Here is a 12,843-nt window from a genome sequence, read left to right on the forward strand (position 1 = left end):
ATCGCCTCACCCTGAAACACTTCAAAAGGAGATCGCATCATGAAATTAGCGCACGTCGCAGTCGCGACAGTATTGGCAGGCGCCAGCTTGGGCGCGGCAGCGGGTGATTTTGTTGAATTGAACAAATCATTTCCACTACGGCTCAGCGCATCCAACAATCAGCTGACCGATATTTATTACCTTGAAACCAACATCACAATGATGACGATTACGGAGTCATTCAGAGATGTCAGAAACAGAGATATCCCTCTGGTTGCAAGCCGCATTGATTACAACGCTCGCTCGACTTCTGGCTCACTGTCGATCATCGGAAGCGGTACTTTGTCACTCCTTGAGTACAGGTTGAACGAAGATGTTCAGCTCGCCGGACAGGCGATTGGCGATATCTACGACTTTGTGTATCGCGATTCACGCGACAACAAGCTGGTATTCGGAACACGCGTCATTCTGGGTCTCCCGGGCCAGCAGCAGAATGCCGAGCTGAATAACGTCTTCCGCTATGGTTTCGAGGAGGATGGCACCACATTCGACGCTGCGGCAGCGTGGTTATTCCTCTCGAACTTCGATTTGCGCCTTTACAGTGCTGCACGAAGTGATCAGGGTCTAAAGCAAATGGATGTCTTTGATCCGGATGCAGTGAGCTTCCAGTCAGACATCAATCTATCGGAAGGCAATCCGTACAGCGGGTTGTACTTGCTGAAGACCGATGCAACGTCCTACACCTATGCCGACAATGCGATCGGCTACTTCCAGGCGGGCGAAGAAAGCCAGCCGGTCGTCAAGGCGTTCACCGGCGGATTTATCCCGACGAACACCGCGCCGATTCCGGAGCCGTCCACCTACGCGATGCTGCTCGCCGGCCTCGGAATGATCGGTGTCATCGCGCGTCGCCGCATGCGCGCGTGACACCCGAAGTTTTCCGCACCACTCAACAAAGAGGTCAACACCATGAAAATCAAAACCATTGCACTGTCACTGATGTTGGGCTTGGGCGCCCACGCGGCACATGCTTTCATCGCGCTGCCGGAAAGCGGCGACCTGCGGATCGTCGGCGTCAGCAACGCTGCGGCTGACCCGCTGTTCCTCGGCTTCGACTGGACGCCGGAAAGCGCCGGCTACACCCGCGCCGCCCGCCGCATCAGCTCGGTAATCTACGACGGCACCGACATCGGCACCTTCTACGACTTCGTCTATCGCAGCACTACCGACAGCACGCTGCTGTTCGCATCGCGTTTCGAACTGGATGTCGGCGAAATCGAAATCGGTGACCTCGACTACGAGACGGAAATCAACGACATCCTGCGCAGTGGCTATGCCAACTATGACGTGTCAGTTGGATGGTATGCCGCGACCGACGACGATTTGCGCCTGCAATCGACCGCCCATACCTCGAATGGCGTGCGCACCCGTCCGACCAACCCGGTGGATGTGTTCGACGACAACGTGGTCGACTTCCGCACCGACATTTCAGTCGAAGAAGGCAATCCGTCGACCGCGTGGTACGTGCTGAAGACCAATGCAACGGAATTCACCTATCTGGCCGACGCGGTGTCCATCCGCCAGGCGCCGAGCCTGGATGGCACGTCACCGCCGCTGCGCACGGCGACCTTCGAAGGCTTCGCACCGGTCACCGCCGTGCCGGAACCCGAAACCTACGCCATGCTGCTGGCCGGTCTGGGCCTGATCGGCTTCGCTGCCCGCCGTCGCACGAAGGCGTAATCGAGGCTGCAACGGAAAGCGGCGCGCGAGCGCCGCTGGCTGGAATTGAAACGGCCCCCTGCACTGTCCGGCAGGGGGCCGTTTTTTTTGCCTGTGCGTCAGCCGGCGTGCCCGGACGTCGTCAGAACGGTCGGTCGAGCTGCAGCGATTCCTTCGGGCCGCGGTAGATCAGCGGCTTGACCTGGGCCGCGTTGCCGGCGATCTGGGCACGGTCGACAACTTCGGTGATGCGGTTGTGCAGCGGCGACTTGTCGCACACCGGATCCGCGGCAGCCGGATCATTGGCAATCATGTAGGCCTGACAGCGGCAGCCGCCGTAGTCGTTTTCCTTTTCCGGACAGCTGGAACAGGGCTCCTTCATCCAGCCGGTGCCGCGGTAGCGGTTGAAGCCTTCCGATTCGTACCAGATTTCGCGGATGGACGACGTGCGCACGTCTGGAAACTCCAGCCCGGGCAGCATGCGCGCGGTGTGGCAGGGCAGTGCCTTGCCGTCCGGCGTGATGGTCAGGAAGATGTTGCCCCAGCCATTCATGCACTTCTTCGGCCGTTTTTCGTAATAGTCGGGCACGACGAAAAACAGCTTCATCTTGTTGCCGTGCTTTTCGCGCCACTCGTTGGTGATGCGCTCGGCGCGTTCGAGCTGTTCGCGCGACGGCAGCAGCTGGTCGCGGTTCACCTGCGCCCAGCCGTAATACTGCGTATTGGCCAGTTCCACGTACTCGGCATCGATGTCGGACGCCAGTTGCAGGATGGCTTCGATGTGGTCGATGTTGTGGCGGTGGATGGTGCAGTTCATCACCATCGGGTAGCCGTGCGCCTTGATCATGTCGGCCGCGCGGCGCTTCAGGTCGAAGGTGCGGGTGGACGACAGGAAGTCGTTCATTTCGCGCGTCGAGTCCTGGAACGACAGCTGGATGTGGTCCAGCCCGGCTTCCTTCAGGGCGCCGATGCGCTTTTCGTTCAGCCCGACGCCCGACGTCAGCAGGTTGGTGTAATAGCCCAGTCGGTGCGCCTCTGCGACGATGACTTCGAGGTCGTCGCGCAGCATGGGTTCGCCGCCGGAAAAGCCGCACTGCACCGATCCCAGCTCACGCGCCTCGCGCAGCACCTTGAACCACTGTTCGGTGGTCAGTTCGTCTTCGGTCTTGGCGAAATCGACCGGGTTGTAGCAATACACGCAGTGCAGCGGACAGCGGTAGGTCAGTTCGGCCAGCAGCCACAGCGGCGGGCCGATCTGCGCGGTGCCCTGTACGGCGGTGGCTTCGGAAAGATCGGTCATGTGAGGTCCACCCATTTCTGCTGCTCGGCCAGTTCGACAAAGGCGATCACGTCGGCTTCCAGCCCCTGCGCGTTGAAGGTCGCTTCCAGGTCGGCAATGATGGCGGCGACAGTGGCCGCACCATCGCAGCGCTTCAGGATTTCGCCGGCGCTCTGGTTCAGCTTCACCATGCCTTCCGGATACAGCAGCACGTAGGCGTCCTGCGCCGGTTCCCACTGGATGCGGAAGTTGCGGCCCACCTTCGGCACGGTTGCGGTCGTGATTGCCATTGTTTCGCTCACCGGGTCAGGTGTTGACGCCATAGGCGTTGGCCATGGCGTCGTTCATCGTCCACAGCACATCGAGCTTGAACTGCAGGATGGTCAGCGCGCGTTCCTGCTCGGCGCGCGTCGTGAAGTGGTTCAGCGTGACCGCGAGGCCCTGTTCGACGTCGCGTCGCGCCTGCGACACGCGGTTGCGGAAATACATCAGGCCGGACGACTCGATCCACGGATAATGTTCGGGCCAGTTGGCGAGCCGCTCCTTGTGGATCTTGGGCGCGAACAGTTCGGTCAGCGACGAGCACACCGCTTCCTGCCAGGGCCGCTGGCGGGCGAAGTTGATGTAGGCGTCGACAGCAAAACGCACGCCGGGCACGACGTGCCGCAGATCGACGATTTCCTCGCGCTTCAGGCCGGTCGCTTCGCCCAGCTTGATCCAGGCTTCGATGCCGCCCTCGTCGCGCATCGTGGTGCCGTCCGGCGCGGTGATTTCGTAGCCGTCGTGATCGAGAATGCGCTGTATCCACTGGCGGCGGATTTCGCGGTCCGGCGTGTTCGACAGGATGGCGGCGTCCTTCACCGGGATCGCGATCTGGTAGTAGAAACGATTGGCCACCCAGCCGCGGATCTGTTCCGGTGTCGCCTTGCCGGTGTTGAGCATGACGTTGAACGGGTGGTGGATGTGATACGCACCGCCCTTGTCGCGCAGTTGCGCTTCGAATTCCGCGTGGTTCCAGGGTTGCTGCGTGCTCATACGGTGATGTCCATTCCGTCGTAAGCCACCTCGATGCCGCGCGATTCCAGCTCGCGCCGCTGCGCGCTGTCCTCGTTCAGGATCGGGTTGGTGTTGTTGATGTGAATCAGTATCTTGCGCGTGGTCTTCGGCAGCTTGTCGAGCCACGCCATCATGCCGTTCTCGCCCGTCTGCGGCAGGTGGCCCATGTCGCGCGCGTACTTCTTCGACGCGCCGAGCGCGATCATTTCGTCGTCGGTCCAGAACGTGCCGTCGACCAGCACCACGTCGGCCGCCTGCATCGCTGCCCACACGTGCGGCTCGATGTCGACCAGACCCGGCGCGTAATAGATCTTCCGGCCGGTCTTCGTGTCTTCGATGGTCACGCCGACATTGTCGCCCGGCACCGGCTTGTCGCGCCGCGGCGAATAGGGCGGCGCGTTGCTGCGCAGATGATGGGCATGGAAGCGCAGGTTCGGTACGTGCTTCATCTCGAACACGCTTTCGTCGATCGGCAGCGCATTCCAGTTCACGCCGCAGTAGTGCCCGAGCAGACGGAACAGCGGATTGCCCTGGGTGAGGTCTTCGTGCACCGGCGGCGTGCACCAGATTTCATGCGGCTGGCGGTGTTCGCGCAGCATGTACAGGCCGGTCGTGTGGTCGATCTGGCCGTCGATCAGCACGATGGCCTTGACCGCGGTGTCGCGCAGCGCGCGCGCCGGCTGCAGTTCGGGAAACTGCTGGAACTGGGTCAGGATGTCGGGCGACGCGTTGAACAGCACCCAGTTTTCATTGTCGCCGGTCACCGTGACCGACGACTGGGTGCGCGCAGTAGCGCGGATCGTGCCCTTGCGCAGTCCGTCGCAGTTGTGACAGTTGCAGTTCCACTGCGGGAAGCCGCCGCCCGCCCCGGACCCCAGTACGTGCAGTCGCATGCCCCTCCTCCGGTATCCGTGTGCGGACACTCTGATTCAAATGCAACGCGCCCGTTCAGGGCGCGTCACGGTATTCGTTTCGCCGGTCGCCTTGCGCGAACCGGTTCTGCAGGGGACCCGGGAGCTACCACTCGCCGGGTCCTCGCCACCTTAGCGGTTGGCGATATACATCGTGATTTCGAAGCCGAAACGCAGATCGGTAGCCTTGGGGGTTTGCCAGTTCATGTTTGTCTCCTGATGGTCGTTTGAAAAAACTGCGTTGTGTTGCAACGCCCTTGCAGTATCGACCGCCCCGCTGCGCTGCGCCTCGCCAGCGGAATTAAGCGCGTCTCAGGAAATTCATGAAGGTCACCGAACGACGTCGACCTTCACCCACAGCCTGCGCTGCGATTGCGCATCGCGCGTGCCGTAGCGTGTGATGCCGCGCTGATCGACCTGTTCGCTGTAACCGCTGCCGCCCAGTTCAAGCCATTCGCCGAGCCGGCCGCGCACCGTGCTGACCAGTCGCGCGGTGCGGATTTCGCCGTACTGTGTCTCCGACAGCGATTCCTTCTGCGGAGAAATGTCCAGCGTCACCTGGTCGCCATTGACGCGCGGCATGGCGTAGAAGCCGCTGCCGATGTCGCGGTACTCGGTGCCCTGCGATATGGCGCCGCCACGCGGGCCGGCGATGATCTGCGTGAACGGCACCGGAATCGAGCTGCCGACCTGAATGAAGGCCGAACCGCCCTCGACCACCTGTACCCGCTGCGACAGCCGGTCGGCCGAGTTGCCGCGAGTCGACCAGACGCGCGTCGCGACCCGGTTGTCGCTGCTGCGGCCTTCGATGACAGTACCCTCGCTGCCTGCGTCAGCGGCGCCGACCGACACGTCGCCTGCGCGGATGTCGCCCGACACGGCGGCGCCCTCGCGCCGGATCGAATCGTCGTTGTCGTGCCGCACCGAAATCATCAGGCTGCGCAGCGGCGTGTCGATCGCCTCGATCGCCTGCTTGACGGCCAGCCGCGTGGCGGCGTCGGCGCGGATGAAGATGCGGTTGTTGGCGCCCGACAGTGCGGCGTCTTCGCCGACGAGCGGCTGCAGCGCCGGCAGCACCTGATCGGTCGTACGGTGCTTCAGCGGGATGATGTCGAGCTTCACCTGCGCCCATGACACGAGCGGCGCGCACAGCGCCAGGCACAGCAACAGGTGAATGACGCGCGACACCCCTGGTCGCCCCTAGCGGCCGAGCGCGCCGAACACCTTCTTCGCCAGGCTGCCGGCGGCGCCGACCGGGTTCTTGCGGATCGCCTTCTCTTCTTCGGCCACCATCTTGAACAGGCCGTCGAGCGTCTTTTCGGTCACGTAGTTGTCGAGATCGGCGTCTTCCTTGCTGATCACGCCATACTTCGCGCCCTTGGACGCGAATTTCTCGTAGCTCTTGGCCAGGCCCACCTGGTCCATCGCCTGCCGCACGATGGGCAGGAAACGTTCCTTCAGCTGGGCCGACGTCTTGCCCTTGAAATACTCGGTGCCGGAGGTTTCGCCGCCGGTCAGGATCTTTTTGGCGTCGTCGACACTCATGTCCCTGACCGCGCCGACCAGCAGTTGCTTCGCTTCGGGCACCGCAGCCTCGGCGGCACGGTTCATCGCGGTGATCAGTTCGTCGGCCTGCTTCTTCATGCCGAAGGTGCGCATCAGCTTTTCGGCCTGCTGCAGCCCATCCGGCAGCGGAATCTTCACCGCCTTGTTCTTCAGGAAGCCATCCTGCTTGCCCAGCATGTCGACCGCCTTGGCCGCACCCTGGGTCAGCGCCTCCTTGAGGCCGCCGCCGGCGTCCTTGTCGGTGAGGTCGGACAGCGACAAGGCCCACACCTGGGTACACATGACAAGACAGGCCACAAAACCGACAATCGCACGCATGATCGACATCCTTCTGATTGAACGAACAAACTGAATAACCTGAACTCCTCAACGATTATGTCCCGCAAATGGATGTCACCGATAGTGCTGGGGGTGCTGCTCGGTCTGGTCTGGCTGCTGCGCGGCCAGGGCTTTCCGGATCAGGCACCGGCCGTGCCGGTTGCGCTGCTCGACGGCGGCCGGGTCGTCTTTTCGCAGCCGCAGGGCCAGGTCAGGCTGGTCAGCTTCTGGTCGACCTCGTGCGCGCCGTGCATCCGCGGCATGCCGGCGCTGGCCGACACGCATCACCGCTATCAGGCACGCGGCCTCGACGTGGTCGCCGTGGCCATGAGCTACGACGCGCCCAGTCACGTGCAGGCCTTCACCCGTCGCGAGGCGCTTCCGTTTCGCGTAGGCTTCGACCCGGTCGGCGACGTGGCGCGCGGTTTTGGCGGCGTCAATGCCACGCCGACCACGTACCTGATCGACCGGCAGGGCCAGGTGGTCAGGAAGATCATCGGCATTCCCGATCATGCGGCGCTCGATGCGCTGATCGAAAACCTGCTCGACGCTCCGTCCTGAACCTCCGATCCTGAACCTCCGATCCTGACGTCTTCTTCCCGATGAAATCCCGCTATCTGATCGCGCTGCTGGTGGCTGCCGCAGTGCTCGTTGCGTGGCTGTTCTGGCCGCGCGGCATTGCGGTGGACACCGCCGCCGTCACGCGTGCAGCGCTGACCCAGAGCGTCGTGGCCACCGGCCGCATCGCCACACCGGCGCGCATCGAACTGGGCACCCAGGTCACCGCCATCATCGACGCCGTCGCAGTGCGCGAAGGCGCACAGGTGAAGACCGGCGACGCACTCGTGATGCTGCGCGCCGCCGATGCCGAGGCGGCGGTCGAACAGGCGCGCACCCAGATCCAGGAGTCGCAGGCTCGCCTGCGCCAGACCGACGCCGTCACGCTGCCGGTGGCCGAGCAGGCCGTGCGTCAGGCAGAAGCCAATCTGAAGGTGGCCGACGCCGAGTACCAGCGCGCGCAGACGCTGGTGGCGCAGCAGTTCTTCTCGCCGTCGAAGCTCGACGAGGCGGCGCGACAGCTCGACAACGCACGCGCCCAGCTGCGCACCGCGCAGGCACAGCGCGACGCCAGCCTGCCACGCGGCGCCGAGCGGCAGGGCGCGCAGGCGCGGCTGGCCCAGTCGCAGGCCGCACTGGCATCGGCCCAGGCGCGACGCGACCTGCTGACGCTGCGGGCGCCGGTCGACGCGCTGGTGGTGGCGCGCGACGCCGAGCCGGGCGACGTGGCCCAGGCCGGGCGCGCGCTGCTGACGCTGGCGCAATCCGGCGAAACCCGCATCTATGCCACGCTGGACGAAAAGAACCTGCGCCATCTGCAGCTCGACGCGCGCGCGCAGGCGGTGGCGGACGCCTTCCCCGGCCAGGCCTTCGAAGCCGTGGTCTATTACATCGCACCGGCCATCGATGCCCAGCGCGGCACGGTCGAAGTACGCCTGCGCGTGCCCGAACCACCGGCCTTCCTGAAGCCGGACATGACGGTGTCGGTCGAGGTGGTGATCGGTCGCAGCGAGTCGGCGCTGTCGCTGCCGCTCGAAGCGGTGCGCGACGTCGAAACGCCCGAACCCTGGGTGCTGCTGGCGCGCGCGGACGAGGCGGTGAAAGTGCCGGTGAAGACCGGCCTGCGCGGCGTCGGCCGCATCGAAATCACCGAAGGCCTGGCCGAAGGCGACGTCGCCATCCTGCCCGCCGGCGGTGCCCTCGACGGCGACCGCATCAGGGTCAAACAGAGGAAAGTTTCAAGATGAAAGAGGCAAGTCAAACCGGCGCGGTTTTCACTTGCATCTTTGATCTTGCATCTTGCATCTGAAGATGGCGAGACCGAGACTTCCGTTCGAATTTCTGGTTGCGCTGCGCTTCCTCCGCGAGGGGCGCATGCAGACCGCACTCATCCTGCTCGGCGTGACTGGCGGCGTGGCGGTCATCGTTTTTCTGTCGCAACTGATCGCCCAGCTGCAATCCACCATCATCGATCGCGTGCTGGGCAGCCAGGCGCATGTCGTCGTACGGCCGCTGGAAGAGGTGAATCTGCGCGCCCGCACCGATCCGGCCAGCACCGCGGTGATCGAGCCGCGCGCGCAGCGGCTGCGTTCGATCGACCAGTGGGAAGCCATCGTGAAACTGGCAGAAGACCAGACCGGTGTGGTCGCCGTGTCGCCGGTGGTCAGCGGCCCGGCGTTCGCGCTGCGCGGGCGCGCCAGCAAGTCAATTGCGCTGCTCGGCATCGAGCCCGACCGCTACCGGCGCATCGTCAAGATGGACACCTACATGGTGCGCGGCAAGTTCCAGGTCGAGGGCACGAATGCCATCATCGGCACCGAACTGGCGAAGGACCTCGGCGTGACGGTCGGCGACAAGGTGTTCCTGCGCGCCGCCGGCGGGCGCGACGAACTGCTGCAGGTGACCGGCCTGTTCGACATCGGCAACAAGGACCTGAACCGTCGCTGGGTATTCACGACGATGAAGCTGGCGCAGTCGCTGCTCGACCTGCCCGGCGGCGTATCCAACATCGACATCACGGTGACCGATATTTTCGAGGCCAGCGACGTGGCGGCACGGCTGCAGGCGGGCAGCGGCATGACGGTGGACAGCTGGATGACGACCAATTCGCAGCTGCTGGCGGCGCTGCGCAACCAGTCGGTGTCGAACAATCTGATCCGCAGCTTCGTCATCATCATCGTCGCGCTCGGCATTTCCAGCGTGCTGGTGGTGAGCGTGGTGCAGAAGCAGAAGGAGATCGGCATCCTGCGCGCCATGGGCACCAGCTCGAACCGCATCATGGGGGTGTTCCTGCTGCAGGGCGCGCTGGTCGGTTTCGTCGGTGCGCTCTCGGGCGTGGGACTGGCCTGGGCGCTGCTGCAGATTTTCTCGACCATTTACCGCACCGGTGACGGCGCGCCCATCTTCGAGCCTCAGCTCGACACCGGCATCGCGCTGTCGGCGGCCGGCATCGCGCTGGCCGTCGGTGTGCTGGCGGCGCTGATTCCGGCGCGCCGCGCCGCCAAGATGGACCCGGTTCAGGCGATACGGGCATGACGCCGGGCAAGAGTGAGGCGGCCGGCAAACCCGCCATCATTTCGATGCGCGGCCTGCGCAAGTCCTACGGCGTCGGCACGCCGGTGGAAACCGAAGTGCTGCACGGCATCGATGCCGATCTTGCCGAAGGCGAGTTCTGTGCGCTGATCGGCCCCAGCGGCTCGGGCAAAAGCACCCTGCTGAACCTGATCGGCCTGCTGGAGCCACCCACTGCCGGCGAACTTTCGGTCGCCGGACAGTCCACAACCGGGTTGAACGAACAGGCGCTGACGGTGCTGCGCGGCCGTCATATCGGCTTCGTATTCCAGTTCCATCATCTGCTGCCGGCCTTCACGGCGCTGGAAAACGTCATGATGCCGGCCATCATCGCGCATGGTGTCGCGACCGCGCAGGACGAGGCCGTGGCGCACGACCTGCTGGCGCGGGTCGGCTTGTCCGAGCACGAATACAAGAAGGCCAACCAGCTGTCCGGCGGACAGCAGCAGCGGGTGGCCATCGCCCGCGCGCTGTCGCTGTCACCACGCCTGATTCTGGCCGATGAGCCGACCGGCAATCTCGACACGCAGACGGCGGATGATATCTTCGCGCTTTTGCGTGAATTCAATCGCGAGCGCGGCAGCGCCTGCCTCATCGTGACGCACGACCCGCGACTGGCCGCCCGCTGTGACCGTCGCATCGAACTGGTCGATGGCCGCCTCGCGGCTTCGACGTCTGTTGCAGAACCAGCCTGACCCCGCGCGGCGGGGTTGTTTCGATCCGACTGTTTCCGCATGGATTTCGCATGACCTCTGCCAACAACGCATACACGTCGGCCCTGCAGGCCCTGCTTGAAGACGCTGCGCGCCACCCGGACGACAGCAGTGGCGACCGGCTGACCCGCCTGGTCGCGCTGCTCCGGCCGCACGGCCGCGAAGGCCTGGCTGCGGCCGAATCGCGTTTTCACGGCCTGCTGCGCCTGCTCGCCAGCCGCCCTGACCTCGCCAGCGCGTTGTCGCACTATCTGAAAACGGTGCTGGTATCGCGCATGCACCGCACGCTGTACTCCGAATCCGGCGTGCTGGCCAACCAGGGCTTTTTCAGCGGCCTCGTCAGCCGTGTGCTCGGCCGCATGCTGCCACCGGCGATCAATGACGACTTCCTGCGCGATCTGTTCAGCGAAGTGTTCGACGCCTCCGACGACGGCGAATGGATGGTGGCCATTCCGCGCGAAGACTGGGAAACGTTGTTCGAGCGACTCGATCTCGACGGCGAGGCCTTCGCCGCGGCGCGCCGGCAGTGCCGGCACGAACTGTTCGAAGCCATGCGCATGGCGTCGCACCGGCTGGCTGCACTGGGCATGGAACCGGCGCTGCTACGCTACATGCCGGCGCTGGCGCGGCACGAGTCGCCTTTCCTCGCGCAGAGTGACGAAGTACGCGAACTGATCCGGCTGCATGCCGGCAGCGAAACGCAGCAACCCTACGACGGCCATTTCGAAGTGCTGCTTGATCAGTGCAGCAGCTATCTCGACACCATCAGGCGGCGTTCGCGCGAAGCCGGCGTGGGCGTGAATCTGGTGTTCCTGCTGGCCCGCATCGAACAGATCGCCGACCGCCTGCGCCTGCTGCGCACGCTGGCGCTGCCCGACGAGGCCGATGACCGACCCGCCTTGCGCGCCCGCGCGATCGATTTCTTCCTGCGGCTGGTGCAGCAGGAAAATCGCCGCAACAGCCTGCGTGACCTGTTCACCGGCACCACGCAGTTGCTGGCGCGGCGCGTGACCGAACAGGCCAGCCGCTCGGGCGAACACTATGTGACCGGCTCGCGCAGCGAGTTCTTCGCCATGTTCCGCGCTGCGGCGGGCGCCGGCGTGATCATCGGCACCATGGCAATGATCAAGATACTGATTTCGAAACTCGGCCTGCCACCGGTATGGGAAGCCGTCGCCTACAGCCTGGATTACGGCCTGGGATTCGTGCTGATCCACATCCTGCACCTCACGGTGGCCACCAAGCAGCCGGCGATGACCGCAGCGACACTGGCGGCGTCACTCGACGGCACGCAGAGCCGCGACGCGCGCCTGGGCGTGCTGGTCGAGCTGGCGGCACAGGTCAGCCGCACGCAGTGGATATCGATCGCCGGCAACGTGAGCATCGGCTTCATCATGGCGCTGTCCATCGCCATGACAGCCGGCCAGTTCCTCGACTGGCATCCGGTCAACCCGGTCAAGGGCGCCCATCTGCTGCACGACCTGCACCCCTGGCAGAGCCTCGCACTGGTGCATGCCGCCATTGCCGGCATTTTCCTGTTCCTCAGCGGCCTGATTTCCGGCTACTACGACAACCAGTCGTTGTATCACCGGGTGCCGGAGCGGCTGCTGCGCGTGAAATGGCTGCGCACCCTGCTCGGCGAGGCCCGGCTGGCGCGCTTTGCCCGCTATATAGAACTCAATCTTGGCGCACTGGCGGGCAACTTCCTGTTCGGCTGCATGCTCGGCAGCACGCCGGTCATCGGCACGCTGCTCGGACTGCCGCTGGACATCCGCCACGTCGCGTTCGCGTCGGCCAACCTCGCCTACGGCCTCGAAGCGCTGAGCTTCGATGTGGACTGGCACGCCATCGCCATCGGCGCGCTCGGTGTCATGCTGATCGGCCTGACCAACCTGACCGTGAGCTTCAGCCTCGCGATGCGGGTGGCCCTGCGCTCGCGCGGCATCCAGCCGGAACACACGCGCGGACTGTCAGTGAAGCTCGCCCGGCGCTTCCTGACCCGCCCGCGCGACTTCTTCTGGCCGCCCAAAGACCCGCCCGCCGAGACGCCACCGATCACCGACGCCGCACGTTGATCGCCTGCGTGCCCCGTGTCACCGGCGGCCGCTGTGGGAGCGGCGGCGGTTTTTGTGGGAGCGGCGATCCACTGCCGGCCCTGCATGGCCGGCCGGCT

General features: G+C 64.5%; 14 protein-coding genes. 7 read left to right on the forward strand and 7 right to left on the reverse strand.

Annotation, left to right across the window (positions count from 1 at the left end):
• Window positions 1-39: 39 nt before the first annotated feature.
• Both ACTIFF_RS16405 and ACTIFF_RS16410 read left to right on the forward strand, forming a co-directional pair.
• Window positions 40-906 carry a PEP-CTERM sorting domain-containing protein gene (locus tag ACTIFF_RS16405; protein WP_439537795.1) on the forward strand — a complete coding sequence of 289 codons (867 nt, stop codon included), beginning with the start codon at window positions 40-42 and terminating at the stop codon, window positions 904-906.
• Between the two features lie 42 nt (window positions 907-948).
• Complete coding sequence (locus ACTIFF_RS16410) at window positions 949-1,719, forward strand: FxDxF family PEP-CTERM protein (RefSeq protein ID WP_439537796.1); 771 nt, start codon at window positions 949-951, stop codon at window positions 1,717-1,719.
• 121 nt (window positions 1,720-1,840) lie between these two features.
• Here ACTIFF_RS16410 and pqqE read toward each other — a convergent pair whose 3' ends face one another.
• The 7 genes from pqqE to ACTIFF_RS16445 form a co-directional block, all read right to left on the reverse strand.
• On the reverse strand, window positions 1,841-2,998 hold the full coding sequence (gene pqqE / locus ACTIFF_RS16415; RefSeq protein WP_439537797.1) for a pyrroloquinoline quinone biosynthesis protein PqqE: 1,158 nt from the start codon (window positions 2,996-2,998) through the stop codon (window positions 1,841-1,843).
• Entirely contained in the window at window positions 2,995-3,267 is a 273-nt protein-coding gene (pqqD, locus tag ACTIFF_RS16420; protein WP_257098485.1) for a pyrroloquinoline quinone biosynthesis peptide chaperone PqqD, read from the reverse strand. Before pqqD ends, pqqE begins: the two co-directional genes overlap by 4 nt.
• Before the next feature lie 16 nt (window positions 3,268-3,283).
• Complete coding sequence (gene pqqC, locus ACTIFF_RS16425) at window positions 3,284-4,012, reverse strand: pyrroloquinoline-quinone synthase PqqC (protein ID WP_439537798.1); 729 nt, start codon at window positions 4,010-4,012, stop codon at window positions 3,284-3,286.
• Window positions 4,009-4,926 (reverse strand): pyrroloquinoline quinone biosynthesis protein PqqB, encoded by a 918-nt coding sequence (pqqB, locus tag ACTIFF_RS16430; protein ID WP_439537799.1) that lies wholly within the window; start codon window positions 4,924-4,926, stop codon window positions 4,009-4,011. The genes pqqC and pqqB overlap by 4 nt, the downstream gene beginning before the upstream one ends.
• 150 nt (window positions 4,927-5,076) lie before the next feature.
• On the reverse strand, window positions 5,077-5,151 hold the full coding sequence (pqqA, locus tag ACTIFF_RS16435; protein ID WP_083224124.1) for a pyrroloquinoline quinone precursor peptide PqqA: 75 nt from the start codon (window positions 5,149-5,151) through the stop codon (window positions 5,077-5,079).
• Window positions 5,152-5,274: 123 nt separating this feature from the next.
• Complete coding sequence (locus ACTIFF_RS16440; protein ID WP_439537800.1) at window positions 5,275-6,132, reverse strand: hypothetical protein; 858 nt, start codon at window positions 6,130-6,132, stop codon at window positions 5,275-5,277.
• A 12-nt stretch (window positions 6,133-6,144) separates the two neighbouring features.
• Window positions 6,145-6,828, reverse strand: coding sequence for a DUF4197 domain-containing protein (locus ACTIFF_RS16445; RefSeq protein WP_439537801.1), 684 nt, complete (start codon window positions 6,826-6,828; stop codon window positions 6,145-6,147).
• Window positions 6,829-6,900: 72 nt separating this feature from the next.
• Between ACTIFF_RS16445 and ACTIFF_RS16450 the strand changes: the two genes are divergently transcribed.
• The 5 genes from ACTIFF_RS16450 (at window position 6,901) to ACTIFF_RS16470 (ending at window position 12,745) form a co-directional block, all read left to right on the forward strand.
• On the forward strand, window positions 6,901-7,389 hold the full coding sequence (locus ACTIFF_RS16450; protein ID WP_439537802.1) for a TlpA family protein disulfide reductase: 489 nt from the start codon (window positions 6,901-6,903) through the stop codon (window positions 7,387-7,389).
• 41 nt (window positions 7,390-7,430) lie between these two features.
• Complete coding sequence (locus tag ACTIFF_RS16455; RefSeq protein ID WP_439537803.1) at window positions 7,431-8,633, forward strand: efflux RND transporter periplasmic adaptor subunit; 1,203 nt, start codon at window positions 7,431-7,433, stop codon at window positions 8,631-8,633.
• A gap of 64 nt (window positions 8,634-8,697) precedes the next feature.
• Window positions 8,698-9,921, forward strand: a complete 1,224-nt coding sequence (locus ACTIFF_RS16460; RefSeq protein WP_439537804.1) for an ABC transporter permease — start codon at window positions 8,698-8,700, stop codon at window positions 9,919-9,921.
• Window positions 9,918-10,652 (forward strand): ABC transporter ATP-binding protein, encoded by a 735-nt coding sequence (locus ACTIFF_RS16465; RefSeq protein ID WP_439537805.1) that lies wholly within the window; start codon window positions 9,918-9,920, stop codon window positions 10,650-10,652. Before ACTIFF_RS16460 ends, ACTIFF_RS16465 begins: the two co-directional genes overlap by 4 nt.
• A 50-nt stretch (window positions 10,653-10,702) precedes the next feature.
• Window positions 10,703-12,745, forward strand: coding sequence for a site-specific recombinase (locus ACTIFF_RS16470; RefSeq protein ID WP_439537806.1), 2,043 nt, complete (start codon window positions 10,703-10,705; stop codon window positions 12,743-12,745).
• The last annotated feature ends 98 nt before the right edge of the window (window positions 12,746-12,843 follow it).

The organism is Methyloversatilis sp., from assembly GCF_051861465.1.
Lineage (GTDB): Bacteria > Pseudomonadota > Gammaproteobacteria > Burkholderiales > Rhodocyclaceae > Methyloversatilis.